The sequence below is a fragment of the Roseivirga spongicola genome (genome assembly GCF_001592965.1).
GTDB lineage: Bacteria > Bacteroidota > Bacteroidia > Cytophagales > Cyclobacteriaceae > Roseivirga > Roseivirga spongicola.
Window position 1 is genome coordinate 165956 of sequence record NZ_LRPC01000023.1, and the last position, 24906, is coordinate 190861.

31 protein-coding genes are annotated in these 24906 nt (G+C 40.5%); 22 read left to right on the forward strand and 9 right to left on the reverse strand.

Annotated elements, in window-relative coordinates; genetic code table 11:
* Positions 1-98: 98 nt before the first annotated feature.
* The 19 genes from rpsH to AWW68_RS11830 all read left to right on the forward strand — a co-directional run bounded on the left by rpsH (position 99) and on the right by AWW68_RS11830 (position 11716).
* Positions 99-494 carry a 30S ribosomal protein S8 gene (rpsH, locus tag AWW68_RS11745; RefSeq protein WP_068221253.1) on the forward strand — a complete coding sequence of 132 codons (396 nt, stop codon included), beginning with the start codon at positions 99-101 and terminating at the stop codon, positions 492-494.
* Positions 495-505: 11 nt separating this feature from the next.
* Positions 506-1057, forward strand: coding sequence for a 50S ribosomal protein L6 (rplF, locus tag AWW68_RS11750; protein ID WP_068221255.1), 552 nt, complete (start codon positions 506-508; stop codon positions 1055-1057).
* An 8-nt stretch (positions 1058-1065) separates the two neighbouring features.
* Entirely contained in the window at positions 1066-1410 is a 345-nt protein-coding gene (gene rplR / locus AWW68_RS11755; RefSeq protein ID WP_068221257.1) for a 50S ribosomal protein L18, read from the forward strand.
* An 18-nt stretch (positions 1411-1428) separates the two neighbouring features.
* Positions 1429-1932, forward strand: coding sequence for a 30S ribosomal protein S5 (gene rpsE / locus AWW68_RS11760; protein ID WP_394364970.1), 504 nt, complete (start codon positions 1429-1431; stop codon positions 1930-1932).
* Positions 1933-1936: 4 nt separating this feature from the next.
* Complete coding sequence (gene rpmD / locus AWW68_RS11765) at positions 1937-2116, forward strand: 50S ribosomal protein L30 (protein WP_068221261.1); 180 nt, start codon at positions 1937-1939, stop codon at positions 2114-2116.
* A 1-nt stretch (position 2117) separates the two neighbouring features.
* Positions 2118-2564: a 50S ribosomal protein L15 gene (rplO, locus tag AWW68_RS11770; protein WP_068221263.1), complete on the forward strand. Its 447-nt coding sequence runs from the start codon at positions 2118-2120 to the stop codon at positions 2562-2564.
* Between the two features lie 4 nt (positions 2565-2568).
* On the forward strand, positions 2569-3894 hold the full coding sequence (secY, locus tag AWW68_RS11775; protein ID WP_068221264.1) for a preprotein translocase subunit SecY: 1326 nt from the start codon (positions 2569-2571) through the stop codon (positions 3892-3894).
* 2 nt (positions 3895-3896) lie between these two features.
* Positions 3897-4670, forward strand: coding sequence for a type I methionyl aminopeptidase (gene map, locus AWW68_RS11780; protein WP_068221265.1), 774 nt, complete (start codon positions 3897-3899; stop codon positions 4668-4670).
* 1 nt (position 4671) lies between these two features.
* Entirely contained in the window at positions 4672-4890 is a 219-nt protein-coding gene (infA, locus tag AWW68_RS11785; protein WP_068221267.1) for a translation initiation factor IF-1, read from the forward strand.
* A gap of 6 nt (positions 4891-4896) precedes the next feature.
* Positions 4897-5013, forward strand: coding sequence for a type B 50S ribosomal protein L36 (gene ykgO / locus AWW68_RS19945; RefSeq protein ID WP_084375668.1), 117 nt, complete (start codon positions 4897-4899; stop codon positions 5011-5013).
* A 2-nt stretch (positions 5014-5015) separates the two neighbouring features.
* Complete coding sequence (rpsM, locus tag AWW68_RS11790) at positions 5016-5393, forward strand: 30S ribosomal protein S13 (protein WP_068221268.1); 378 nt, start codon at positions 5016-5018, stop codon at positions 5391-5393.
* Between the two features lie 36 nt (positions 5394-5429).
* Positions 5430-5822, forward strand: a complete 393-nt coding sequence (gene rpsK / locus AWW68_RS11795) for a 30S ribosomal protein S11 (RefSeq protein ID WP_068221270.1) — start codon at positions 5430-5432, stop codon at positions 5820-5822.
* An 18-nt stretch (positions 5823-5840) separates the two neighbouring features.
* On the forward strand, positions 5841-6446 hold the full coding sequence (rpsD, locus tag AWW68_RS11800; RefSeq protein WP_068221272.1) for a 30S ribosomal protein S4: 606 nt from the start codon (positions 5841-5843) through the stop codon (positions 6444-6446).
* A gap of 31 nt (positions 6447-6477) precedes the next feature.
* The gene (locus AWW68_RS11805) at positions 6478-7467 is read left to right on the forward strand and encodes a DNA-directed RNA polymerase subunit alpha (protein ID WP_068221274.1); all 990 of its coding nucleotides are present in this window, start codon (positions 6478-6480) and stop codon (positions 7465-7467) included.
* Positions 7468-7472: 5 nt separating this feature from the next.
* Entirely contained in the window at positions 7473-8015 is a 543-nt protein-coding gene (gene rplQ / locus AWW68_RS11810; protein WP_068221278.1) for a 50S ribosomal protein L17, read from the forward strand.
* A 133-nt stretch (positions 8016-8148) separates the two neighbouring features.
* Positions 8149-9261, forward strand: coding sequence for a glutamine-hydrolyzing carbamoyl-phosphate synthase small subunit (gene carA / locus AWW68_RS11815; protein WP_068221280.1), 1113 nt, complete (start codon positions 8149-8151; stop codon positions 9259-9261).
* Positions 9262-9266: 5 nt separating this feature from the next.
* Positions 9267-10556: a phosphopyruvate hydratase gene (gene eno / locus AWW68_RS11820; RefSeq protein ID WP_068221290.1), complete on the forward strand. Its 1290-nt coding sequence runs from the start codon at positions 9267-9269 to the stop codon at positions 10554-10556.
* A gap of 230 nt (positions 10557-10786) precedes the next feature.
* Entirely contained in the window at positions 10787-11086 is a 300-nt protein-coding gene (locus AWW68_RS11825) for an FtsB family cell division protein (RefSeq protein ID WP_068221292.1), read from the forward strand.
* A gap of 36 nt (positions 11087-11122) precedes the next feature.
* Positions 11123-11716 carry a hypothetical protein gene (locus tag AWW68_RS11830; protein ID WP_068221294.1) on the forward strand — a complete coding sequence of 198 codons (594 nt, stop codon included), beginning with the start codon at positions 11123-11125 and terminating at the stop codon, positions 11714-11716.
* Between the two features lie 47 nt (positions 11717-11763).
* Here AWW68_RS11830 and AWW68_RS11835 read toward each other — a convergent pair whose 3' ends face one another.
* Together AWW68_RS11835 and AWW68_RS11840 are read right to left on the reverse strand one after the other, a co-directional pair.
* Positions 11764-12837 (reverse strand): Ldh family oxidoreductase, encoded by a 1074-nt coding sequence (locus AWW68_RS11835; RefSeq protein ID WP_068221296.1) that lies wholly within the window; start codon positions 12835-12837, stop codon positions 11764-11766.
* A 10-nt stretch (positions 12838-12847) separates the two neighbouring features.
* Positions 12848-13786 carry a Ppx/GppA phosphatase family protein gene (locus AWW68_RS11840; RefSeq protein WP_068221298.1) on the reverse strand — a complete coding sequence of 313 codons (939 nt, stop codon included), beginning with the start codon at positions 13784-13786 and terminating at the stop codon, positions 12848-12850.
* A 138-nt stretch (positions 13787-13924) separates the two neighbouring features.
* Here AWW68_RS11840 and AWW68_RS11845 point away from each other — a divergent pair, with 138 nt between their 5' ends.
* The 3 genes from AWW68_RS11845 to AWW68_RS11855 are packed head-to-tail and all read left to right on the forward strand — an operon-like array spanning position 13925 to position 17370.
* Complete coding sequence (locus AWW68_RS11845; protein ID WP_068221389.1) at positions 13925-15511, forward strand: acyl-CoA carboxylase subunit beta; 1587 nt, start codon at positions 13925-13927, stop codon at positions 15509-15511.
* 21 nt (positions 15512-15532) lie between these two features.
* The gene (locus tag AWW68_RS11850; RefSeq protein ID WP_068221300.1) at positions 15533-16600 is read left to right on the forward strand and encodes a M42 family metallopeptidase; all 1068 of its coding nucleotides are present in this window, start codon (positions 15533-15535) and stop codon (positions 16598-16600) included.
* The gene (locus tag AWW68_RS11855; RefSeq protein ID WP_068221302.1) at positions 16600-17370 is read left to right on the forward strand and encodes an ABC transporter substrate-binding protein; all 771 of its coding nucleotides are present in this window, start codon (positions 16600-16602) and stop codon (positions 17368-17370) included. The genes AWW68_RS11850 and AWW68_RS11855 overlap by 1 nt, the downstream gene beginning before the upstream one ends.
* Before the next feature lie 278 nt (positions 17371-17648).
* Here the strand turns inward: AWW68_RS11855 and AWW68_RS11860 are convergent, their stop codons facing one another.
* The 7 genes from AWW68_RS11860 to AWW68_RS11890 form a co-directional block, all read right to left on the reverse strand.
* Positions 17649-18155, reverse strand: a complete 507-nt coding sequence (locus AWW68_RS11860) for a DUF1036 domain-containing protein (protein ID WP_068221304.1) — start codon at positions 18153-18155, stop codon at positions 17649-17651.
* Positions 18156-18321: 166 nt separating this feature from the next.
* Positions 18322-18978, reverse strand: coding sequence for a GDSL-type esterase/lipase family protein (locus AWW68_RS11865; RefSeq protein WP_068221306.1), 657 nt, complete (start codon positions 18976-18978; stop codon positions 18322-18324).
* A gap of 24 nt (positions 18979-19002) precedes the next feature.
* A complete protein-coding gene (locus AWW68_RS11870) occupies positions 19003-19581 on the reverse strand; it encodes an NUDIX domain-containing protein (protein ID WP_068221308.1) in 579 nt (192 codons plus the stop codon).
* Positions 19581-21332 carry an ABC transporter ATP-binding protein gene (locus tag AWW68_RS11875; protein WP_068221310.1) on the reverse strand — a complete coding sequence of 584 codons (1752 nt, stop codon included), beginning with the start codon at positions 21330-21332 and terminating at the stop codon, positions 19581-19583. Before AWW68_RS11875 ends, AWW68_RS11870 begins: the two co-directional genes overlap by 1 nt.
* 75 nt (positions 21333-21407) lie before the next feature.
* Positions 21408-22622, reverse strand: a complete 1215-nt coding sequence (locus AWW68_RS11880; RefSeq protein WP_068221312.1) for a 3-phosphoshikimate 1-carboxyvinyltransferase — start codon at positions 22620-22622, stop codon at positions 21408-21410.
* A 7-nt stretch (positions 22623-22629) separates the two neighbouring features.
* Positions 22630-23655 (reverse strand): 3-dehydroquinate synthase, encoded by a 1026-nt coding sequence (gene aroB / locus AWW68_RS11885; RefSeq protein WP_068221314.1) that lies wholly within the window; start codon positions 23653-23655, stop codon positions 22630-22632.
* Positions 23652-24749, reverse strand: coding sequence for a chorismate mutase (locus tag AWW68_RS11890; RefSeq protein ID WP_394364971.1), 1098 nt, complete (start codon positions 24747-24749; stop codon positions 23652-23654). Before AWW68_RS11890 ends, aroB begins: the two co-directional genes overlap by 4 nt.
* Between the last annotated feature and the right edge of the window lie 157 nt (positions 24750-24906).

Sequence of the window (24906 nt, forward strand, 5' to 3'; positions counted from 1 at the left end):
GCCGGTTTCGGCCGGAAGGTATTTAACATTTTATAAAGGGTATTCTTGGGAGATATCGCCAAGGTACACACGCCTAAAGGGCGTAAAACATTTTGAAAATGACTGATCCAATAGCAGATTATTTAACGCGTTTAAGAAACGCTATTAAAGCAAGGCATAGGGTTATCGAAATTCCTGCTTCGAATGTGAAGAAGGAGATGACTAAAGTGCTTTTTGACAAAGGCTACATCTTGAACTACAAGTTTGAAGATGATGGTGTTCAAGGTAAGATTAAAATAGCCTTGAAATATAATTCGCGTACTAAAGAACCAGCGATTATAAAGCTGGAAAGAATCAGTAAGCCTGGTTTGAGAAAGTACGCTGGTGCTGGTGAGCTTCCAAGAGTATTGAATGGTCTTGGTATAGCTATTATTTCTACTTCTAAAGGTATTATGACCGATAAGGAAGCAAGAACTCAGCACATTGGTGGAGAAATATTGTGTCACGTATACTAGATTATAGATAGATGTCACGAATTGGTAAAAAACCGATTAATCTTCCTTCGGGAGTGTCTGTAGACGTAGCTGCATCAGCGGTTACTGTTAAAGGGCCGAAAGGAGAATTGACTCAGGCGATAGATCCTGACTTTAAAGTATCTGTTGAAGAGGGTGTTGTCTCGATAGAGAGGCCTACAGATCAGAAAAGACATAAGTCTCTTCATGGTTTATACAGAGCTTTGATTAACAATATGGTAGTTGGTGTTCATACAGGTTACATCAAAGAGTTGGAGCTAGTAGGTGTAGGTTATAAAGCCGCTGTTGCAAATAATGTGTTGGAGCTTAACTTGGGTTACTCTCACAATATTTATCTTCAGGTTCCTCAAGAGGTTTCTGCTGATGCCAAAATGGAGAAAGGTAAAAACCCAATTGTTACTCTAAGCAGTAGCGATAAAGAATTGATTGGACAAGTAGCTGCTCAGATCAGATCACTTAGAAAAATTGAGCCTTACAAAGGTAAAGGTATCAAGTTTGTTGGTGAGAAGATTAGAAGAAAGGCTGGTAAAACTGCTGCTAAATAAAAGTTATCATGGCTATTAGTAAGAGTAGACTTAGAATTAAGAGAGGTATCAGAAAAAAGATTTCTGGATCGGCAGTTAGGCCTAGAATCTCTGTTTTCAAGAGCAATACAAGGATATACGCTCAAATCATAGACGATGAGCAAGGGCACACTCTAGTGTCGGCTTCATCTGCTGAGCTTGGTGCTAAGAAAAACACCAATATTGAAGTAGCTAAAGAAGTTGGTAAGAAGTTAGCTGAAAAAGCTGCTGCCAACGGAATTAGTGAAGTAGTATTTGATAGAAATGGATATATCTACCACGGTAAAGTGAAAGCTTTGGCAGATGGTGCCAGAGAAGGTGGTCTTAAATTTTAATTAGAGATGACACAAAAAATGAACAGAGTTAAGGCTAGTGACATCGACTTGAAAGAAAAAGTTGTTGCCATTAAGCGTGTAGCTAAAGTAGTAAAAGGTGGTAGAAGGTTCAGTTTCTCTGCAATTGTAGTAGTAGGTGACGGAAACGGTGTTGTTGGTTACGGTTTAGGAAAAGCTAATGAGGTAACCGATGCTATCACTAAAGGTATAGATGATGCTAAGAAGAACTTGGTAGAGGTGCCAGTATTTAAGGGTACTGTTCCTCATGAGACTCTTGGTAAGTTTGGTGGTGGTTTCGTTCTTGTGAAGCCTGCATCAGAAGGTACTGGTGTAATTGCTGGTGGTGCAATGCGTGCTGTATTTGAATCGGCTGGTATTCACAATGTACTTGCTAAGTCAAAAGGTTCTTCAAACCCACACAACGTGGTTAAGGCTACTTTCGATGCTTTATTGCAAATGAGAGACCCTTACACTGTGGCTGAGCAAAGAGGTGTTGGATTAGATAAAGTTTTTAACGGGTAAGAAGATGGCGAAGGTTATTATTACACAAACTAGAAGCACCATAGACAGACCTGAGAGACAGAAGAGAACTATTCAGGCACTCGGCTTGGGCAAAATCAACAGATCTGTAGAAGTTGAAATGACTCCTCAGATTGCTGGAATGATTGATAAAGTAAATCACCTTGTATCTGTAAAGGAAGCATAAGATGAAACTGAATACATTAAAACCTGCAGAAGGTTCTACAAAATCAGATAAAAGAATTGGTAGAGGTCAAGGATCCGGTAGAGGTGGTACTTCTACAAGAGGTCATAAAGGAGCTAAATCAAGATCAGGTTATAAAACCAAGTCTGGTTTCGAAGGTGGTCAGATGCCACTTCAGAGAAGAGTTCCTAAATTCGGTTTCACTAATCCTAACAGAGTAGAGTATAAGGCTATTAACCTAGATACACTACAACAGTTGGTAGATCAGTCTGGCGAGTCTAATATCACTGTAGAAGTATTAGCTTCTCATGGTTTAGCCGCTAAAAATGACTTGATCAAAGTTTTAGGCCGAGGCGAATTGAAATCAAAGGTAGACGTGACAGCTCACAAATTCTCTGCATCTGCTGAGGCAGCTATAGAGAAAGTTGGCGGAACTGTTACAAAGCTGTAATCAGATGAAGAAATTCATAACTACGATAAAGAACATTTTTTCCATTGAGGAATTAAGAAACAGGATCCTGGCTACGCTAGGATTCCTTGTCATTTTCAGACTTGGATCATTCGTGGTTCTACCAGGTGTAGATCCTACTATGTTGAATGATGCGGACAGTGGTATTCTTGGTATCCTTAATACTCTTTTAGGAGGCTCATTTAGTAGAGCTTCTATTTTTGGTTTAGGTATTATGCCTTACATCTCTGCTTCCATTGTGATTCAGTTGATGACCGTGGCTGTACCTAGTTTCCAGAAGATGCAAAAAGAAGGAGAATCTGGAAGAAAGAAGTTGACACAGATCACAAGAGTGCTAACTATATTGGTTACTCTTGCTCAGAGTGTAGGGTATTTGAGAGTGACTATTCCTAGTGAAGCAATCTCTCCGAATATCGATCCTACATTCTTCATGATCTCTTCAATGGTTCTTTTAACCTCAGGTACAATGTTCTGTATGTGGTTAGGTGAGAAAATTACTGATAAGGGTATCGGAAACGGTATCTCAATGTTGATCATGATCGGTATTATCTCTAGCCTTCCAGGTGCTGCGTGGTATGAATTTGTTACTACAAATGGATTAAGCAGAGCATTATTCTCTGTAGTGGAAATACTTGTATTGTTCGGTGTTGTAATAATAACAGTAGCGTTAGTACAAGCTGTAAGAAGAATTCCCGTACAATATGCTAAGCAGGTTGTAGGAGGTAAAGTATATGGTGGCCAGCGTCAGTTTATACCTTTAAAGGTTAACGCTGCTGGGGTTATGCCAATTATTTTCGCTCAAGCCTTAATGATTCTGCCAACATTGATTGGTCAGATTTGGCAAGAAGAAAGTGATTTAGCACTTAGAGTGGCAAATGTTTTCTCTAATCCTTATTCATGGCAATACACTGTGGTGTTCGCTATTTTGATCATCGCATTTACTTTCTTCTATACAGCAATTACTGTTAACCCGTCTAGCATGGCGGATGATCTGAAGAGAAACGGTGGTTTCATTCCGGGTATTAAGCCAGGAAGACCTACTTCTGAGTTTATCGGAAGCGTTTTAGATAAAATCACTTTGCCAGGATCTATTTTCTTGGCTATTATCGCCATCCTTCCAACTTTCGCATACAATGCAGGAGTAGGGCAGCAGTTTTCATACTTCTACGGAGGTACATCATTGTTGATTATGGTTGGTGTGATCTTAGATACCTTACAGCAAATTGAAAGCTACCTATTGATGAGACATTACGAAGGAATGATGAAGTCAGGAAAAATGAGAGGTAGGTCTCAAAACATGGCTGTAGCGTAAATATGATCTTTTATAAGACAGAAGAAGAAATTCAAAAGATACGTGAGAGTGCTGAGATATTAGCAAAAGCTCACGGAGAAGTAGCCAAGCTTATTAAGCCTGGCATAAAAACCAAAGATCTAGATAAGGTCGCTGAAGAGTTTATCGCAGATCATGGGGCAACCGGTTCCTTTAAAGGTTATAATGGTTTTCCCGCCACGCTTTGTATTTCTGTGAATGAGGTAGTTGTTCACGGATTTCCGAGCGATTATGAATTGAAAGACGGTGATATAATCTCTGTAGATTGTGGAGTCTTCTACCAAGGTTTTCATAGCGATTCCGCTTACACTTACCCCGTAGGAGACACATCCCCAGAAATTTTATCACTTCTTAAGACAACGAAAGAGTCGTTGTATGTAGGTATTGAAGAAGCCAAGTTTGGTAACCGCATAGGTGATCTTGCTTTCGCCATACAGAAGTATGTAGAAGACAGAGGTTATACAGTGGTTAGAGAACTAGTAGGACATGGATTGGGCAGAAGCCTTCATGAGGGTCCTGAAGTTCCAAATTATGGCAAGAGAGGCCGTGGTCCAAAGTTGAATGAAGGTTTAGTTATTGCTATTGAACCTATGATCAATCTAGGAACTCGAAATATTGTGCAAGAAAGCGATGGCTGGACGATTAGAACCAGAGACAGAAAGCCTTCTGCACATTTTGAGCATACGATAGCTATCTTCAAAGACAGGACTGAAATATTGACAAGTCATAAATACATAGAAGAAGTAGTAAAATTTTAATATGGCTAAACAAGGATCTATAGAACAAGACGGAACAATTGTAGAGGCATTGCCTAATGCACAGTTTCGTGTTGAGCTTGAAAATGGACATGTGGTGTTGGCTCATATCTCAGGAAAAATGAGAATGCACTACATCAAAATTTTGCCAGGAGATAGAGTAAAACTAGAAATGTCTCCTTACGATTTATCAAAAGGAAGAATTACTTACAGGTATAAATAAAGAAAAATGAAAGTTAAAGCCTCTATTAAGAAGCGTAGTGCCGATTGTAAGATAATCCGCAGAAACGGAAAGTTGTACGTGATTAATAAGAAGAATCCTAGATTCAAACAAAGACAAGGGTAATTATGGCAAGGATTGCAGGAGTAGATATTCCAGATCACAAAAGATCCGAAATTGGTTTGACATACATTTTCGGTATCGGTCGTAGCTCAGCCAACTACATTTTGGCTAAAGCAGGTATTGATGTAAATACTAAAATTGGCGACCTGGATGACGATCAGCAGAAAGACATCAGAACTATCATTAGTGAAGAGTTCAAAATTGAAGGTGTTCTTAAGTCTGAAGTACAAATGAACATCAAGCGATTGATGGACATTGGTTGTTACAGAGGTTTGAGACACAGAAGAGGTCTTCCTGTTCGTGGTCAGCACACCAAGAACAACTCTAGAACCAGAAAAGGTAAGAGAAAGACGGTTGCTAACAAGAAGAAAGCAACTAAGTAATAGGTGAGTTTTTTAATGCCGAAAAAGAATTAGAAAATGGCTCAAAAAAGAAAAGATAAAGCTAAGAAGAGAGTAGTACAGGTTGATGCTCTTGGACAGGCGCACATTAAGGCGTCTTTCAACAACATCATCATCTCTTTGACTAATCAGCAAGGACAGGTTATCTCTTGGGCTTCTGCTGGTAAAATGGGCTTTAAGGGTTCTAAAAAGAACACTCCTTACGCAGCTCAGATGGCAGCACAAGACTGTGCTCAAAAGGCTTATGAATTAGGCTTAAGAAAAGTTGAGGTTTTTGTGAAAGGTCCTGGATCTGGTCGTGAATCAGCTATCAGAACCATCCAAAATTCAGGTATCGAAGTTACTGTGATTAGAGACGTAACTCCACTACCTCACAACGGATGTCGTCCACCGAAAAGAAGAAGAGTTTAATTAAGAATTTAAGAAGTAATGGCAAGATATAACGGACCAAAGGCTAAAATCGCGAGAAGGTTTAACGATCCTATTTTCGGTCATAGCAAAGCATTACAGAAGAAGGCTTATCCTCCTGGCCAACACGGTAGAGGAAGAAGAAGAAAGCAATCTGAATATGCCATCCAGTTGATGGAGAAGCAAAAGGCTAAGTACACTTACGGTGTGTTAGAAAGACAATTTGCTAATCTATTCGACAAAGCTTCAAGAAGATCTGGTATTACAGGTGAAATTTTGCTTCAGTTATTGGAGGCGAGATTAGACAACTTGGTATACAGATTGGGTATCGCTCCTACAAGAAGAGCTGCAAGACAGTTGGTATCTCACAAGCACATCACTGTTAACGGTGAAATTGTGAACATTCCATCTTTCCACGTGCAGCCTGGCGATGTAGTGGCAGTAAGAGAGAAGTCTAAATCATTGGAGTTAATTTCTGATAGCGTTGCTGCTAACACTGTTCAGAGGTACCCTTGGTTAGAGTTCAACAAAGCTGAATTAGCTGGTAAAATGATTAATGTTCCAACAAGAGAAGATATTCCAGAGAACATTAAGGAGCAGCTGATTGTCGAGCTTTACTCTAAATAATCAATTTAAGAACCTTTTAAACATTACATATATGTCGATACTCGCATTTCAAATCCCGGAGAAAGTGGTGATGGAGAAGGCAGACGATTTTCACGGTCTGTTCACGTTCAAACCCCTTGAAAAAGGCTACGGGGTTACTATCGGTAATGCTTTGAGAAGAATATTGCTTTCTTCTCTAGAGGGCTACGCCATCACCGGTATCAAAATACCTGGTGTGTTGCACGAGTTCTCTACTATTGAAGGTGTTGTAGAAGACGTATCAGAAATCATCCTTAACCTGAAGAAAGTAAGGTTCAAGAAAATCTCTGATACAGTAGATAATAAAATCAATGTCGTAATAGACGGTCAGGATAAGTTTACAGCTGGTGATATTGGAAAATTCACCAGCGCTTTCGAAATCTTGAACCCAGAAGATGTTGTTTGTCACATAGACAACGATATCAAATTCGAGATTGAATTGACTATCGAGAAGGGTAGAGGTTACCTTCCTGCAGAGGAAAACAAGCCAAGCGAACAAGTTTTCGGATTCATTCCAATCGATGCTATTTTCACACCTATTAAGAATGTGAAATACAGCGTGGAGAACACAAGGGTTGAGCAAAAGACTGACTACGAAATGTTAGTTTTAGACATCAAAACTGATGGTTCTATTCACCCTGAGAATGCATTGAAAGGTGCTGCTCATATCCTTATTCAACACTTCATGTTGTTCTCTGATCAGAATATGATCTTAGAGACAGGAGCATTGGATGAGCCAGAGCAAGTAGACGAAGAGATGCTTCACATGCGTAAGTTGCTTAAGACTTCATTGAACGATCTAGATCTTTCTGTGAGAGCTTACAACTGCCTTAAAGCTGCTGATGTTCGTACACTTGGCGACTTGGTGAAATTAGAGATTTCTGACATGATGAAGTTCAGAAACTTCGGTAAGAAGTCTTTGGCCGAGTTGGAACAACTTGTAGCTGAAAAGAACCTTACCTTCGGTATGGATTTGGCTAAATATAAACTGGAAGAGGATTAATAGAGATGAGACACGGGAAGAAATTCAATCATTTAGGTAGAACGGCTTCGCACAGAAAGGCGATGCTTTCTAACATGGCTTCTTCTTTGATTCAGCATAAAAGAATCACTACAACTGTAGCAAAAGCGAAAGCTTTAAGAAAGTATGTTGAACCTTTGATTACTAAAGCAAAGGACGATTCAACTAACTCTAGAAGAGTAGTGTTCTCTTACCTGCAAGACAAAGAATCTGTTACTACACTTTTTAATGAAGTAGCAGAGAAGGTAGCAACAAGACCAGGTGGATACACCAGAATTATCAAAACTGGTAACAGACTTGGTGATAATGCTGACATGTGTATCATCGAATTGGTTGACTATAACGAGTTGTTGTTAGGTGAAACTAAAGACGACAGCGCTAAGAAAACCAGAAGAAGCAGAAGAGGTGGCAAGAAAGCTACTGAGGCTACTACTGCCGCACCAGCAGCAGAAGAAGCTAAGGTAGAAGAGGCAAAGGAGGAAGCTCCTAAAGCTGAAGCTGCTGATAACGCTGAAGAAGAGAAAAAGTAAGCAAAGAGTAATTTTATATTACTAGATATTGAAAGGGATTGAGCGGAAGTTCAATCCCTTTTTTATTTGGTTTTGCTACCAAATAAATACCTGTTATTTTTGCACGATGCGTTAAACGCAAGCCATTCAAAATATGTCGCAAAAAACATTTGATCAATCACAAAAAAAGGCTGTTTTACTACTTGCAGACGGTTCTCGTTTCGAGGGGATAGCCATTGGTAAAATTGGAACGATAGGTGGAGAAATCTGCTTTAACACCGGTATGACCGGGTATCAGGAGATCTATACAGATCCTTCGTACTTTGGGCAGATTGTAGTAAATACTACTTCTCATATAGGTAACTACGGTGTAGAAGATGAAGAACAAGAGTCTGACTCTCCTAAGATTAGAGGTTTGGTAGTAAATACCTTCTCTCAAGATTTTAGTAGACCAACAGGAACAGACTCACTTCAGAATTATCTAGACAAAAATAACATTGTAGGTATTTCAGAGTTAGACACTCGTTTGTTAGTAAGGCATATCAGAGATAAAGGGGCTATGAATGCTATCATTTCTTCTGAAGATCTAACTGATGAGCAATTGGCTGCTAAGTTGGCCGAAGTGCCAGATATGAATGGCCTAGAGTTGTCTTCTTTCGTATCTACTAAAGAGCCGTATTTTGTTGGAGATGAGAGTGCCCCTTATAAGGTGGCTGTTTTAGACCTAGGGGTTAAAACAAGCATTCTTAAGCACCTTTCATATAGAGGAGCTTACTTAAAAGTGTTTCCTGCTAAAACTTCATTTGAAGAAATGAAGGAGTGGGCACCAAATGGTTATTTCCTTTCTAACGGTCCTGGTGACCCAGCTTCTATGCCTTATGCCGTAGAAACAGCTAAGAAAATAATGGAAGAAGATTATCCGCTATTCGGTATCTGTTTAGGTCACCAAATTATTTCGCTGGCTTGTGGTGTGCCAACCTTTAAGATGCATAATGGTCACAGAGGATTGAATCACCCTGTTAAGAACTTAGTTTCTGGCAAAAGTGAAGTTACTTCTCAAAACCATGGATTTGCCGTAAACAGAGAAGATGTAGAAAAGTCTGATTTGGTAGAGCTTACTCACGTAAACTTGAACGATGATACTTGTGCAGGGATTGCTGTAAAGGGAAAGAAAACGTTTTCCGTACAATATCACCCAGAGTCTAGTCCGGGCCCTCACGATTCGCGTTATTTGTTCGACCAATTCATAGACCTATTTAAATCATAATCAATATGAGCTTAATTGAAAGCGTACACGCCAGACAAATATTAGATTCTCGTGGTAACCCAACCATTGAAGTAGATGTAGTTACTGAAAATGGAGTACTAGGAAGAGCAGCAGTTCCTTCTGGTGCCTCTACTGGAGCACACGAAGCTGTAGAACTAAGAGATGGCGATAAATCAAAATACTTAGGAAAAGGAGTAACTAAGGCGGTTCAGAATGTTAACGATGTGTTGGCAGCTGAAATCATCGGTTTCTCAGTTTTCGAACAAAACTTGATCGACAAGATCATGTTGGAGGCCGATGGTACTCCAAACAAAGGAAACTTAGGAGCAAACGCTATTTTGGGTGTTTCTCTTGCTGTTGCTAAAGCGGCTGCTGCTGAACTTGGACTTCCACTGTACAGATACGTAGGTGGTGTAAGCGCTAACACGCTTCCTGTTCCTATGATGAACATCATCAACGGTGGTTCTCATGCCGATAACTCAATCGACTTCCAAGAGTTTATGATTATGCCTGTAGGCGGAAAGTCATTCTCTGAGTCAATCAGAATGGGTGCTGAGGTTTTCCATCACCTGAAGAAAGTACTTTCAGAAAGAGGTTTGGCTACAAACGTTGGAGATGAAGGTGGTTTCGCTCCTAATTTAGGTTCTGACGATGAGGCATTAGAAGTTATCTCTTTGGCAGTAACCAATGCTGGTTATAAAGTAGGTGAAGACATCGTTTACGCATTAGACGTAGCCTCTTCAGAGTTCTACTTAGAAGATGAGAACGTTTACTACTTTAAAGATTCAACAGGTAAGAAACTTTCTCCAGTAGAAATGGCTGACTACTTAGCAGGTCTTGCCGAGAAATATCCTATCGTTTCTATCGAAGACGGTATGTTTGAAGATGACTGGGAAGGTTGGAAAGCTTTGACTGAGAAAATCGGTGATAAAGTACAGCTAGTAGGTGACGATTTGTTCGTGACTAACGTAGAAAGACTTCAGAAAGGTATCGATAACGGTATTGCTAATTCAATCCTAATCAAAGTAAACCAAATTGGTACTTTGACTGAAACTATTGCTGCTGTTAACCTGGCTAAGACGAATGGTTACACTGCTGTAATGTCACACAGGTCTGGTGAAACTGAAGACAATACTATCGCTGACTTGGCAGTAGCATTGAACACCGGTCAGATCAAAACTGGTTCAGCTTCTCGTTCAGACAGAATGGCTAAATACAACCAATTGATCAGAATCGAAGAAGAACTTGGCGAAGTTGGAAGGTTCCCTGGTAAGGACTTTAGAAAAGCGTATTAGTATCTGGTACAAAGTACTGAGTACATAGACTTTATATATTAGACAGAAGCACCTCGAACGAGGTGCTTTTTTTATGTCTAGGTACTGCCATTCCCGCGATCCCGATATTTATCGGGAGGAATCTCTCAACTCTGGCACCAATCATTCTTCCTTTTTTAAGCAGGTGGTCAAAGGCCGGAGGATTTCAAACAGCATTGACTTTCAAATTAAAACTTCCGTATCTTTATATTATGAATCCTTTCACCAGGCTCCCGAAATTTCTCAAGAACTATTATGTTCTATTTGGTCTCTTCTTCGTTATCTGGATGTTGTTTGTAGACTCCAATGATGTGGTGTCACAAATTAGAATGACTCGCAAACTGAATGATTTGCAGGCTGAGAAAGAGTATTATCTGGAAAAGAAAACAGAGGTTTTAAAAGATCGTGAAGAGCTCAGTACAAATACTGAACTGCTCGAAAAGTTTGCGAGAGAAAACTACATGATGAAGAAAAAGAGTGAAGACCTCTATATGATTGTAATAGAAGATTAAGATAAGTCCTCACTCGAGGACTTTTTTATTGAGCTCATGAATAGACTTGTATTAGGCTTCCTTTTGTTGATAGCCATTTCGAATAGTGTATCGGCACAGTATTTTGAAGAAGAAAAAAAGGACAAAGAAGAGACCGAGAAGATTCCACTGGAGGACAGGGTGTTTTTTGGAGGAAACTTTGGGTTAAGCTTCTCCTTTGGAGATGTTGAGTCGCAATACATAGAAGTGTCTCCTTTGGTGGGGTATAGGTTCTCCGAGACATTTTCAGGTGGACTTTCCTTGTCTTACCTCTATGTATCTAGAGAGTATATCTTTTTGCCTAGCTATAACCGCGTTAAGCTTAAAAACAACACTTATGGTCCGAGAGCCTTTCTACGTTATCGTTTCTTAGATAACTACTTTTTTCAGACAGAATTTGAAAGTCTTAATACCTTAGTGCCACTTAATGACGGTACTTCCAATACTGGTAGAGACTGGGTTCCTGGTTTCTTTATCGGAGGGGGGGTAACATATCCTATAGGCCACAATCTATCGGTCAATTTGGTGCTGATGTATAATGTGATTTATGATGATAATAGATCGCCTTATGGTAGCCCCCTGGCTAGTAGAGGAGGGATAATAGTGAGATAAGTCTTAAGGCAATGAGTCCTTCAAGGGCTGAAGGCCTTCGTTTCACCTTAAAATTTCACCCCAAATCGTTCTCCTAAAGCTCTCAAGTCTTTTTCTACTGGCTCAAGTAGAGGAATGCCATTTTCACTTCTTTCTTTTTCGTAAGTTCTTTCCGGATCGCCAGGAATAACGACAGGCTGATTTGCATCGGTTCGGTCCGATTCTCTAAATCTAGTAATCCAGTTGTCCATGTGCGATTTAAATTCTTCGGCAGGACGGAAGGCATCTACTCTCATTGCCCCAAAGAAGTGTCCGAGCCCTTCGCCCACTGGGTCTTTGCTTGGTTCTAGGAAGGTAACAAAAGGAGGAGCCCATGGGCCATAATTAGCGCCAGAAAGTACGGCAGAAAATATATCGACAATGGAACCCAAGATGAAACCTTTGTGACTTCCATGCTCTCTATCACCTCCAAGTGGTAGCCAAGATCCGCCTTCTTTAATGCCGTGAGCATTGTCTGTACTTTGCCCACCTTGGTCCTGAATCCATCCGAGAGGAGCATTTTCGCCTTTTCGCATAAGCACCTCAAGTTTTCCATTAGCTGCTGGTGTTGTAGCAAAGTCACCTACAAATGGAGGTTGCTCATTGGCAGGAATAGCAACGGCAATTGGGTTAGTGCCTAACATTCTTTCCTTAGAGAATGTAGGCGAAACCAATGGGCTTGCATTGGTCATTGACATGCCAATCATGTCATGATCTAAGGCCTTCATGGCATGATAGCCTGCAATTCCGTAGTGGTTTGAATTCTTAACCGCTACCCAGCCTGTCCCAGCATTTTTAGCCTTCTCAATAGCCACTTGCATGGCAAAAGGCGCTACCACTAAACCAAGTCCTGCATCACCATCGATGGTGGCTGTACTTGGTGTTTCATGTATCACCTTAATATCTGGCTTAGCGTTAATTCTTTGTTTATCCCAAAGCCTAACATAACCACTAAGTCTAGCTACCCCGTGAGAGTCTACCCCTCGCATATCTGCGGATAGTAATGTTTTGGTCGCTGTTTCTGCATCACTTTCAGGGCAACCCATAGCGATGAAAATGTCTTTGGAAAAACGATATAGTTGGTCGTAGCTAAAATGATTCATTGGGAAAATGTTATTGCTTTTCTGCAATAGGTTTGTGTTCCATGGAATAAAGAACACCTTCCTTTAAAGCGTAGGTACACCCAGTAATGTGTTCTGTAGGAATGAGGTCTGTAACGAAAGAGATAAGGCAACTGGCTACCACAATCATGTCTACTCTCATAGAAACCATACCGGGAATCAGCAGTCTAGCTTCCTTATCTTTAATAAGTAAATCTCGGTGCATGTCTCGGTAGGCCTTAATAGGGAGCTCAAATACTTTCGGATGCACTGGCCTGTCTTCTCCAGTTTGTTTAAAGTGTATTTCTACGAGCGTATCAAACGTTCCTGAACATCCTATCAGGCCAATTGGCTTATGTTTCTCAATGGCTGTTTTAAGCTCTTGAAGTTCTGCTTCTAGCCAGTTAAACATTTCGTTTACCGAGCTAGCAGGCATAGGGTCATGCTTGTGGAATTTATCCAGCAAGCGTTGCGCGCCAATTTCAAAACTTCTCTTCCAGAAAATTTGAGAGTCATTTCCTATAATAAACTCAACGCTGCCGCCTCCGATATCCATCACCAACTGTGGCGCGTTATCTACGGCTTCTGCAGCTCTAACTCCCTCAAAAATTAGTTCTGCCTCGCGGTCACCACTAATAATTTGAATCTCTATCTGAGTTGAATCGTAAATTTGGTCTAGTAGTTCCTGACCGTTTTTTGCGTTTCTGATGGCACTGGTAGGCACACCGATAACATCGGTAGTATGAAATTGGTCAAGCACAGTTTTGAATACCTCAAGAGTATGAACTGCCCTTTTCATGGCATCTTTGGCTATATAGCCCTTACTGATGCCGTTTTTGCCAATTTTCACAGCAATTTTCTCCTTGTAGAGCGTCTTTAGCTGACCATCCTCCAGTTCAACAATGAACAGGTGGAAAGTATTAGTACCTAAATCTATTACAGCTTTCCTCATGCCACACTCCTCGAAAAGTTGGCCGAATATATAATATTATTCCCTAAAAATAAGGCTGTTCGGAAGGACAATTCATGGCTTTGAAATTCATATTTCCACGTATGTCCATATCTTTGGCTACCAAATCTAATGGAACCTATGGCAGACAAAAAATCAGAATCTTCTTCAGTTAAACTTCTTAGCAAAGCAGAGAAATACGCTTTGCTAGAGGAAAAGAATCAGAAAGCACTTTTAGGGGGTGGGCAAAAGAGAATTGATGCACAGCACGATGGAAATAAGCTTACCGCAAGAGAACGAATAGCTTTATTGATGGATGAAGGTTCGTTTGAAGAAATTGGAAAGTTTGTAGAGCATAGAGCTACTGACTTTGGTCTTGATAAGCAAAAGTTTCTGGGCGATGGAGTGGTTACCGGTTATGGAACAGTAAACGGCCGTTTGGTTTATGTGTATTCACAAGACTTTACCGTTTTTGGAGGCTCACTTTCTGAAACCCATGCAGAGAAAATCTGTAAAATCATGGACCTGGCTATGAAAAATGGAGCTCCAATCATTGGTTTGAACGATAGTGGTGGAGCCAGAATTCAAGAAGGTGTGGTGTCATTAGGTGGCTATGCCGATATCTTCTACCGAAATACTCGTGCTTCAGGACTTATTCCTCAGATTTCCGCAGTAATGGGGCCTTGTGCTGGTGGTGCTGTATATTCTCCAGCAATTACCGACTTTATCTTCATGGTAGAGAACACTTCATATATGTTTGTTACTGGCCCAAATGTGGTAAAAACAGTAACTCAAGAAGATGTTACTTCTGAAGAACTTGGTGGAGCAAGTACGCATAGCACTAAGAGTGGTGTAACACATTTTGCTTCAGCCAATGAGGTACAATGTATCAACGATATTAAGAGACTATTGTCTTACGTTCCACAAAACTGTGAAGACGATGCTCCCATCTACAAGTATGATGCGCAGTCTGAAATCAGAAAGGAACTGAACCAAATCATTCCTGATAATCCAAATCAGCCTTATGATATGCATGAGGTTATTGAGCATTTGGTAGATGAGGATTCTTTCTTTGAAGTGCATAAGAACTTTGCAGAGAATATTATTGTAGGCTTCGCCCGAATTGGAGGAAGAAGTGTTGGTATTGTGGGTAATCAGCCTGCTGCGCTGGCCGGGGTTTTGGATATCCATGCTTCAACGAAGGGTGCTCGTTTTGTGCGTTTCTGCGATAGCTTTAATATTCCTCTTTTGGTGTTGGAAGATGTGCCAGGCTTCCTTCCTGGAACCGACCAAGAGTGGAATGGAATTATCACTAATGGAGCTAAATTACTTTATGCATTTGCTGAGGCCACTGTTCCAAGAATTACTGTAATTACGAGAAAGGCATATGGTGGAGCGTATGATGTAATGAACTCGAAGCACATTGGTGCGGACATGAATTACGCTTGGCCAATGGCGGAAATTGCGGTGATGGGTGCAAAAGGAGCTGCCGAAATCATTTTCCGTAAAGAAATTGCTGCTGCTGAAGATCCTGAAGCCAAACTTCAAGAGAAGGTTGATGAATACACAGCCAAATTTGCGAATCCATACAATGCAGCAAAACGTGGTTATGTAGATGAAGTAATTGAGCCTGAAAAAACTAGAGAGAAGTTAATTAGAGCATTCAAAATGCTTGAGAATAAGGTAGATACTCTACCTAAGAAAAAGCATGGTAACATTCCGCTTTAATGAATATTTAATAGATAGCAGATGATGGAAAGAGAAGAGTTTTTAGTTAAATATTTAAATAACGCATCACCAACAGGATTCGAGTCTAGTGGCCAACAAATTTGGTTAGATTATATGAAGCCTTATGTAGATGAATACTTCACGGATAATTATGGTACTGCTGTAGGGGTTATTAATCCTGAAGCAGAATACAAAGTGGTTATCGAAGCACATGCTGATGAGATTAGCTGGTTTGTAAATTATATCTCTGATGATGGTTATATCTATGTGATCAGAAATGGAGGTAGTGATCACCAAATAGCACCTTCAAAAAGGGTGAATCTCCATACTTCAAAAGGAGTGGTGAAGGGAGTGTTCGGGTGGCCAGCCATTCATGTTAGAGAGAAAGAAAGTGAAAGTGCACCTTCATTGAAGAACATCTTTATTGATGTAGGTGCTAGCACCAAGCAAGAGGTTTTAGATATGGGAATCCATGTGGGAACTGTGGCTACTTTCGATGATGAAATCTTCAAACTGAACGAGAAATATTGGTGTGGTAGAGCCTTGGATAACCGAATTGGTGGTTATATGATTGCTCAGGTTGCCAGAAAGTTAAAGGAGGAAGGTAAAGAATTGCCTTTCGGCCTATACATAGTGAATGCTGTTCAGGAGGAAATTGGTTTGAGAGGAGCTGAAATGATTGCTGCGAGAATCAAACCTAATGTGGCTATCATCACTGATGTTTGCCACGATACTCATTCTCCTATGTATGATAAGAAACTACAAGGAGATCAAAAATCTGGAAACGGCCCTGTACTTACTTATGGTCCAGCAGTTCAGAATAACCTTTTGAATATGCTGATTGAGGTGGCAGAGAAGAATGAAATTCCATTCCAGCGCTCGGCAGCTTCAAGGTCTACAGGAACAGATACTGATGCTTTTGCTTACTCTAATGAGGGAGTTCCGGCTGCATTGATTTCACTTCCACTTAAGTACATGCATACTACTGTCGAGACAGCTCATGAAACAGATATTGAGCAGGTAATAGAATTGATGTATCAATTCTTGACTCAGCTAGAAGGTGGTCATGACTTCAGGTATTTAAAATAATGCCAACTGTAAAAGATCAAATGGGGCGAAAGGTCAACGTACCTGAAGCCCCTTTAAGAATCATTTCTCTTGTTCCTTCGCAAACAGAATTGCTTTATGATTTGGGACTGGGTTCCGAAGTTGTAGGTATCACCAAATTCTGTGTTTATCCTCAAGAGTGGCGAAAAGAAAAGACCATTGTAGGAGGGACTAAACAAGTTCATTTCGATATTATCGATCAACTTCAGCCTGACCTTATCATCGGAAATAAGGAAGAGAATGAGGAGGGATTCATCACTGAGCTGGCAAAGAAATACCCTGTATGGATGAGCGATATTTCAAACCTCAATGAGGCTTTGGATATGATTGAGATGATCGGTGATCTTACAGCCAGGGAAAGGGAAGCCGAAGGAATAGTAGTCGATATCCTCAGTGGATTTGCTGAATTGGAAGAAAGAGATGTTCCTGCAAAGAAGGCCGTTTACCTTATTTGGAAAGGGCCATATATGGCTGCCGGTCAAGGAACGTTTATCAATGAAATGCTTAAGGTAGCTGGTTTCGAAAATCAAGTAAAGAAAGATCGGTACCCAGAACTGACCGTACAAGAAATCAAAGACCTTGCTCCTGAAGTAGTGCTTTTGAGTTCTGAACCTTATCCTTTCAAAGATAAGCATATTGAAGAACTGAAAGCTGAACTACCCAATGTAGAAGTGAGGTTGGTAGATGGAGAAATGTTCAGTTGGTATGGAAGCCGATTAGTGAAAGCTCCTGCTTATTTCAAGTCTTTGTAAGCCTCGAAGCATTGCTGCCATAGGTGTGGCGGTCACAAGACCACCAAAGGCGGAGATTAGCGGTCACAAGACTTTGCTGTCAATCTTTGACTAACTTTTGATTCTAGCAACTGCAAAGTTCGCATCTAGTGGAGGCGTATCTTAATGAAGTTCGTCAAAGGTAATTGCCCTTAGGTTATGTTGCCGTATGGCCTAAGCCCTTGTTGGTGAGTGGGATTAGGGAGAAACAAAGTCTTGGCAAAAAAAGAAGGGAAGCCCCAGCAGCTTCCCTCTCAACATTACCTAAACACGGCAAATGTGTTGCACATTTTAGTGTCGTAACACTCCCAAATATCTTGCTTCACAAATCGAAGCTTATTAGATGCAGCTTCGTTGACGGGGAAACTATACTTCCCCGCCCATTTTCTTTTTTTCCACTTGTGTTGATTTTCGGCATAATAGAAGTAGGTCTTTTGATCGGATACTCCCATATGTCTTTTTTCTCCAGACTTTAGGGTTACGAATCCTTCTGTTTGCCAGTCACCATTGTAGTCTTTATATCTAATAGCAACTTCTAGAGGCTCTTCTGCTCTATTTTCAAAATAGATGTGATATTCTTTCTTTCTTACTTCTGAGTGTGGTGTGGCACTTGGTAAGCTTGGTAATTCGTTGGAGTTTAGCTCTAAAAGTGAGCTTAATTCCAAACTCGGGAATTCAGCGGTATGATCTTCCTTACTCTCGGAAAGAGAAAGCAAGCTCATTACGCCTGTCCCAAGCACTAGTGCATAGACGGCTAATGTTTTCATACGTTTAGGTGAAACGGTTTTTAAAGATGGAGACTTTACATGAAAAATTCAACATATATTCATAAAAAGTTTTATTGATTCATGTAGTGTTAACTTTACGTATTAGCGAAAAAAAGCCCTCTCTTTAGATTGAGAAGGCTTTTTTAGCTCGTTAAAATAGTCTTTATCAAGGCTTTATTAACAGTGGGCCTATCACCTTTATCCAGATATCGTAGCCTTTTTTGTTCATGTGGAGGTTGTCTTCTATGAAGATATCACTCTTCACTTTACCATCTTCGTTGAGCATTGGTGCCCAAACATCTGCAAATTTTACATTTGGTGAGAGGTCTGCCATAGCTTTAAAAGACGCGTTTACTTTTTCGTACTTTTCTTTTAGTTCCCAACGTGCTACGCTTGGTTTAGGAGTGATGATCACTATGTTTTCTACACCCTCTTCTAGCAGGTCGTTTACTAGTTTATTCATGTCTGCTAATATCTGCAGCCCTGACTTTCCAGAGTTTACATCATTATCGCCTTCATAAATGAATACCTGCTTTGGGTTGAACTGAGAAATCAATAGGTCTTTGTAGTGAATCAGGTCAGAAGTCTCTGAACCACCGAAGCCAGTGTTGATGACGTTGTGTTCAGGAAAGTAAGACTTAAAATCTACCCAAAGTCTTATGCTAGAGCTACCCGTGAATACAATTCGGTTTTGTGCAGGATACTGCAATGAAGCGTTTTCGAACTTTTTAACCTCTTCAGCAAACCTTAATGGGTCTTGACCAAATAGGTCGATAGAAGTAATGAGTAATAATATGATTAGTAGATAGTTGGTCTTTTTCATTAGTGGAAAATTGCGGTTCGCGTACTAGTTTAAAAGCTCATTTATTTGAGCGTACTGTAAAAGCATTATCGTCTTGGCATCTTTAATTTCACCAGTTTTAATCATTTCCAATGCTTGGGTAAAGGAGATTTCTAGCACTTCTATATCTTCATCTTCGTCTGCACCACCTCCTTTAGACACTTTCATATCGTCTTCATAGGCACCTACATAAAGATGTGCAAGTTCACTCAGAGTGCCCGGAGAGGTGTATGCTTCAAAGGCCTTTTCAATATTCTTGACTTTAAAACCAGTTTCTTCAAGTGCTTCGCGCTTTGCACATTCTTCGGGGGCATCATCATCAAGCATTCCAGCACACGCCTCTACTATAAAACCATCTGAGGTATCATTCAAATAAGAAGGCATTCTAAATTGTCTGGTTAGAATAACAGTGCGTTTCTCTTTGTTGTAAAGTAGAATGCCAGCGTAGTTTCCTTTCTTGGCTACCTCTCTTGACTGTCTTTGCACCCTGCCGTTGAACCAAGTGTAATCGTAAATAACCTCTTTAAGGTTGAACCAGCCTTCGGAGAGACTCCTTTCTTCAATAATCTTAACTCGTTCTTCCATTATATTCTGGCCTGATAGGTGTATAATTGATAGTACCTGCCTTCTTTGGCAATTAGTTCATCGTGAGTTCCTTGTTCGGCAATTTCGCCTTTTTCAATGACCAAAATCTGGTCTGCTCGTTTAATGGTGCTTAGCCTATGCGCAATCACAAATGTGGTTCTACCTTTCATTAGCTCATTCAAGCTTTGCTGAATGTACGATTCACTTTCGGTATCCAAGTTAGAGGTGGCCTCATCTAAGATGAGTATTCTTGGATCGGCCAAAATGGCTCTAGCAATAGCTAGCCTTTGTCTCTGACCACCAGAGAGCTTAACCCCACGTTCTCCAATTACTGTATCTAGTCCTTTTTCGAACCTATCCGTGAATTCATTCACATATGCTGCCTTTACTGCTGCTTGTAACTCTGCTTCAGTAGATTCCGGGCGAGGAAATAGAATGTTATCTCTTATGGTGCCTTCAAATAAGAAATCGTCTTGCAGTACAACTCCTAACTGCGAGCGGAAGCTTCTTAGCTTAACCTTTGAAAGATCTGTTCCATCAATCGTTATGGTTCCCTCTCTAGGGTTTAAAAAAGTAGCCGCTAATCCAGCAATTGTAGACTTACCCGAGCCAGACGAACCTACAAGTGCGGTAACAGAGCCTGCAGGAGCATTGAACGACACATTCTTGATTACATCATCATCTTCTTCATAAGCAAATGAAACCTGGTCGAACTTTACTTCGCCATGAATTATACCTAGCTCCTCAGTTCTAGATGTATCATCTTCTTCAGAAGGAGTTTGCATTATTTCCTCCGTTCTATCTAACCCAGCGAAGGCTTCGGTGATCTGACTACCAATGTTTGACATTTGTAGTACGGGAGCTACAACCACAGCTAGTAATCCTATAAAGGCAAAGAGTTCACCAGGAGTCATAGTGCCTTCCATAATGTAATATCCGCCCAAGCCAAGAATACTGGTGCTGGCTACTCCGGCAAGTAGGAAAGTAGCTGAACTAGAAACAAAGGCAGTGGCGGTCAGTGTCTTTTTCACCACTTTGTAGAGGGAGTCAACCCCTTTTTCGAAGATTTTAATTTCTTGTTGTTCAGCCCCGAAGCCTTTAATTACTCTAACGCCATTCAGCGTTTCGGTCAACCTGCCAGTTACCTCTGCATTTAGTTTTCCTCTTTTCCTGAACTCTGGGCGAAGTACACCGAAGGCCTTCATGGCAATTACTCCAAAGAGAATAATAGGTAAAACAATTAGGGCGGTAAGCTTAGCATTGGTGTTGATGAGGATAAAAAGCACAGCTACAGCAGTGATAGCACCACCAATAAGCTGAACAAAACCGGTTCCCACCAAATTTCTCACCCCTTCTACATCAGTCATTATTCGGGAAACCAAAGCTCCAGATTTTTGACTGTCGAAGAAGTTGATAGGTAGAGAAAGTATTTTCTTTTGCACCTGCACTCTCAATTTTGCAATGAGTTTCTGTGCCTGCACACTCAGAATTCTTGTGAGTGTAAAAGAGGTTACTGCTTGTACTATAATAGCTAAAACAATGAGGCCTACCGTAAGCTTAAGTTCTTGTAAATCACCATCTATTACTACATCATCTATCAAGTACTGAGTTGCTTTTGGAGGGATGATGGTAGCGGCACTTCTAAGTAAGATGAGTACTAAGCCGAAGAGGAGCATGCCGCGTTTGGGCCAAATAATTCTGCTAAATACCTCCTTGACCGATATATTTTCGAGTTTGTTCTTTTTCGCCATAAATCAATGCTAATCTGTGGCTAACGCCACCTCATAAGAATTAATTCAATTTAGGAAAAGTAATTCAGCAGACAATTACAGATCAGTCACCAACTCCACATGCTCCCAGAAGCTTGGGTAAGATTTATTCACTACGGAAGGATCTAAAATTCTGATCGATTGATGCGTAAGCATAGGAGCGAAAGCCATGGCCATGCGGTGGTCTTCATAGGTTTCTACTTCTATGATTTCCTCAGTAGGTTGAAACTTCGACTTAATTTCATAAACTCCTTCTTCAGTCTCTTTTAGCTTGATTTTGAACTTTTTCAGCTCTTTTTTCAAGGCCTTAATTCTGTCGGTTTCTTTAATTTTCAAGCTTTCAAGGCCTGTGAACTTAGCCTCTATACCTTTGACTCCACAAACTACAGCAACAGTTTGGGCTAAATCAGGGCAATCCGAGAAATCATATTCAAACTCTTGTTGATGCGGAATTTTCTCAAGTACTACACCATCTTCTTCGAATGTGCTCATTACTCCGAGTCGGTTCATGATGTGTACAATCGCAATATCGCCTTGAAGCGACTTTTGTCTTAAGCCGAGCAGTTTGATTTTGGCTTCTTTTGCCAAAGCCACAAAGCTGTACCAGTAGCTTGCACCAGACCAATCTGACTCTACTACGTAAGGGTACTCTTTGTATTCTTGCGGTTCAATCTCAATGGTATTGTTCGTCCAACTGGCCTGTACACCAAAGAGCTTCATCATATCCAGTGTCATCTGAATGTAGGGGCGGCTACCAACTTTTCCTTTGAGTCTTAGAGAGAGTCCTTGTGGAAGGGCAGGAGCAATCATTAGCAAAGCAGAAATAAATTGACTGCTGACATCACCTTTTATGCCTACCTGATTGGTCTTCTGTACCTCAAGAGGTTTGATTCTGTGGGGTGGGTAACCTTCTTCGTTTAAGTACTTAATCTTTGCACCAATTTGCTTTAGAGACTTAACTAAAATGTGAATAGGGCGCTGTTGCATGCGTTCAGTTCCCGTCATTACTCTAGGCTTATCTCCTAAAATGCTGTATGCCGTAAGAAAGCGCATGGTTGTTCCCGCATCTAGTACATCCAGGGTTTCATCGTCCGATTTCAATAACCTCAACATGGTTTGAGTATCTCTCGCATTCGATAAATTGTGGAGAGTAGATTTATCTCCTGAAACGGCATTAATGATCAAGGCTCTATTGCTCTCACTCTTTGAGGCCTCTAGCGGTACCTCTACAGTTTTGAGGCTCGAGCAATGTTGTAGTTCTATTGATTCCAAGTTGAGTCTATATTTTATGATAGTAGAACAGTGAGTCCATTACGTCCTTTTCATCTACCGCAACATCATATCCGGCACGACCAATTTCGTAAAGCAAAGAATGATTTAAAAAGCTATTGACATTCTTTTTGTCCTGATACATCAGTTTTATAATGGATGTAAAGTCTCCTTTATGAATGTTTAGATTCGGATAGATTAGGGTTAAGGTAGTTTTTATGATTTCCAATTCTTCCTTAGCCATGCCCAATAGTTTTGTAGAAAGAAAGGCTTCGCAAATCATACCAATAGCAATGGCTTCGCCATGAAGTAAATGGTTCTCCGTGTCGAGATAAAAACTCTCAATAGCATGCCCAACCGTATGCCCGAAGTTTAAGATTTTTCTTAAGCCCTTTTCTTTCGGGTCTTCAGTAACTACTGCATTTTTGATTTGAACACTGTGGGCAATCACGGCATTCCAATTGGCTTGATTTAACCCATCTTTGGTCACTTCATTGAAATAGTCTTTGTCAGTAATTAGGCCATGTTTGACTACTTCAGCAAACCCACTCCTTAATTCTCTTTCACTAAGAGTTTCAAGAAAAACAGGGTCAATGAATACTTCATTTGGATCTTGGAAGAAGCCTAGGTGGTTTTTAAATCCATTAAAGTCAATTCCTAGTTTTCCTCCAATATTGGCATCAACTGCAGCCAATAGGGTAGTAGGAATATTGATGAAGTCTATACCTCTTTTATAAGTAACTGCACAAAAGCCACCCATGTCGCCAATCACTCCACCGCCTAAGTTGATTAGAAGCGATTTTCTGTCGAATTGGTTTTCGGTTAAAGCCGACCAGATATGTTCACAAGTGCTTAAGTTTTTATTGATCTCTCCAGATTGAATCTGAATGAGAACATGTGGAGGTAAAAGACTCTCGATTATAGGGTAGCAGTATTGGTGTGTATTTTCATCTACCAACACCGCTACCTTTGAGTACTGATGTTCAGCAAAATAACCTGAAAGGCTAGTGCCAATGTCATCGATTTTTATGCTCATGCTTTAATTTCAGCTTTAGCTTCTTTGAGTTGGGCCTCTTGCATTTTTACCGATTCTTCATGTATAGCGAAAAGTAAGCTCTTCATAAACTTCTCAGTCATGCCCTTTTTATTCCCGGTTTTAATTCTAGACTCCATCACTTCTTGCCATCGGCCTGGTTGGTACACTGCAAGATTGTGTTCCCGCTTATAGTCACCTACCTGCTTAATGATTTGGAATCTGTCGGCAAATAACTCAATTAATTGCGCATCTAATAGGTCAATTTTTTGTCTGAGCTCTTCGAGTTCTGTAATTGCCTCAGGGTGTTTATCTATCGACTCACGGAAATTTAAATTGTCGTAAATAATTTTTAAGGTATCTGGAGTTATTTGTTGCTTGGCATCACTCCAAGCTTTGTCAGGGTCATGGTGGGTTTCAATCATTAGACCATCTAAGCCAAAGTTGATGGCTCTTTGACTTACAGATGCAATGATTTCACGGGTCCCTGCAATGTGGCTAGGGTCACAAATTACAGATATACCCGGCATCATGCGTTTTAGGTGAATAGGCATACTCCACTCAGGTTTATTTCTGTACCGTTTTTCGTATGGGTCGGAGAAGCCTCTGTGAATACCTGCCAATTTATTGATGCCTACTTTGCTTAGTCTTTCGAATGCTCCAAGCCAAAGTTGTAGGTCTGGGTTGATTGGGTTTTTTACCATTACAGGAATATCAACTCCTTTTAATGAGTCACAGATTTCTTGAACGGAAAAAGGGTTTACAGTTGTTCTGGCACCTATCCAAAGAACGTCTACACCACCTTTTAATGCTGCTTCAACATGAGCTGCATTGGCCACTTCTACAGTAACGGGCACGTTCAATATGTCTTTGGCAATATTGAGCCATTCCAGAGCATCTTCTCCAATACCTTCGAAAGAGCCAGGCCTTGTTCTTGGTTTCCATACTCCAGATCTGAACATTTCTACTCTGCTACCTTTTAAGCCTCTAGCGATAGCCTCAATTTGTTCTGGGCTCTCTGCACTGCAAGGGCCAGCGATTAAGGTGTGCTCCGATAGTCCTAAACCCCAATCTTTGATGTCTACAATTTCCATGATTTTGACAATAAAAAAGCCCGGCTCTTGTGAACCGGGCTTATATGTTAAGTTAAATTTTTTCTAATAAGCTGCGGTTCACCTCACTCTCGTAAAGAAATAAAAAAAGTAAAAGTAAGCCGCGAACCATGTCTTCATGCCTTAAACATATTGAGTTTCT

Coding starts and splice junctions, on each gene's coding strand:
- ykgO (WP_084375668.1), top strand. CDS start 4,897: ATGAAAGTTAAAGCCTCTATTAAGAAGCGTAGTGCCGATTGTAAGATA.
- AWW68_RS11845 (WP_068221389.1), top strand. CDS start 13,925: ATGGCAGACAAAAAATCAGAATCTTCTTCAGTTAAACTTCTTAGCAAA.
- AWW68_RS11875 (WP_068221310.1), bottom strand. CDS start 21,332: ATGGCGAAAAAGAACAAACTCGAAAATATATCGGTCAAGGAGGTATTT.
- rpsD (WP_068221272.1), top strand. CDS start 5,841: ATGGCAAGATATAACGGACCAAAGGCTAAAATCGCGAGAAGGTTTAAC.
- AWW68_RS11825 (WP_068221292.1), top strand. CDS start 10,787: ATGAATCCTTTCACCAGGCTCCCGAAATTTCTCAAGAACTATTATGTT.
- AWW68_RS11805 (WP_068221274.1), top strand. CDS start 6,478: ATGTCGATACTCGCATTTCAAATCCCGGAGAAAGTGGTGATGGAGAAG.
- AWW68_RS11840 (WP_068221298.1), bottom strand. CDS start 13,786: ATGAGGAAAGCTGTAATAGATTTAGGTACTAATACTTTCCACCTGTTC.
- AWW68_RS11850 (WP_068221300.1), top strand. CDS start 15,533: ATGATGGAAAGAGAAGAGTTTTTAGTTAAATATTTAAATAACGCATCA.
- AWW68_RS11865 (WP_068221306.1), bottom strand. CDS start 18,978: ATGAAAAAGACCAACTATCTACTAATCATATTATTACTCATTACTTCT.
- infA (WP_068221267.1), top strand. CDS start 4,672: ATGGCTAAACAAGGATCTATAGAACAAGACGGAACAATTGTAGAGGCA.
- secY (WP_068221264.1), top strand. CDS start 2,569: ATGAAGAAATTCATAACTACGATAAAGAACATTTTTTCCATTGAGGAA.
- AWW68_RS11860 (WP_068221304.1), bottom strand. CDS start 18,155: ATGAAAACATTAGCCGTCTATGCACTAGTGCTTGGGACAGGCGTAATG.
- carA (WP_068221280.1), top strand. CDS start 8,149: ATGTCGCAAAAAACATTTGATCAATCACAAAAAAAGGCTGTTTTACTA.
- rpsM (WP_068221268.1), top strand. CDS start 5,016: ATGGCAAGGATTGCAGGAGTAGATATTCCAGATCACAAAAGATCCGAA.
- AWW68_RS11835 (WP_068221296.1), bottom strand. CDS start 12,837: ATGAATCATTTTAGCTACGACCAACTATATCGTTTTTCCAAAGACATT.
- rpsE (WP_394364970.1), top strand. CDS start 1,429: ATGAACAGAGTTAAGGCTAGTGACATCGACTTGAAAGAAAAAGTTGTT.
- rplO (WP_068221263.1), top strand. CDS start 2,118: ATGAAACTGAATACATTAAAACCTGCAGAAGGTTCTACAAAATCAGAT.
- rpsH (WP_068221253.1), top strand. CDS start 99: ATGACTGATCCAATAGCAGATTATTTAACGCGTTTAAGAAACGCTATT.
- AWW68_RS11870 (WP_068221308.1), bottom strand. CDS start 19,581: ATGGAAGAACGAGTTAAGATTATTGAAGAAAGGAGTCTCTCCGAAGGC.
- rplF (WP_068221255.1), top strand. CDS start 506: ATGTCACGAATTGGTAAAAAACCGATTAATCTTCCTTCGGGAGTGTCT.
- rplR (WP_068221257.1), top strand. CDS start 1,066: ATGGCTATTAGTAAGAGTAGACTTAGAATTAAGAGAGGTATCAGAAAA.
- rpmD (WP_068221261.1), top strand. CDS start 1,937: ATGGCGAAGGTTATTATTACACAAACTAGAAGCACCATAGACAGACCT.
- AWW68_RS11855 (WP_068221302.1), top strand. CDS start 16,600: ATGCCAACTGTAAAAGATCAAATGGGGCGAAAGGTCAACGTACCTGAA.
- eno (WP_068221290.1), top strand. CDS start 9,267: ATGAGCTTAATTGAAAGCGTACACGCCAGACAAATATTAGATTCTCGT.
- rpsK (WP_068221270.1), top strand. CDS start 5,430: ATGGCTCAAAAAAGAAAAGATAAAGCTAAGAAGAGAGTAGTACAGGTT.
- AWW68_RS11830 (WP_068221294.1), top strand. CDS start 11,123: ATGAATAGACTTGTATTAGGCTTCCTTTTGTTGATAGCCATTTCGAAT.
- aroB (WP_068221314.1), bottom strand. CDS start 23,655: ATGAGCATAAAAATCGATGACATTGGCACTAGCCTTTCAGGTTATTTT.
- map (WP_068221265.1), top strand. CDS start 3,897: ATGATCTTTTATAAGACAGAAGAAGAAATTCAAAAGATACGTGAGAGT.
- rplQ (WP_068221278.1), top strand. CDS start 7,473: ATGAGACACGGGAAGAAATTCAATCATTTAGGTAGAACGGCTTCGCAC.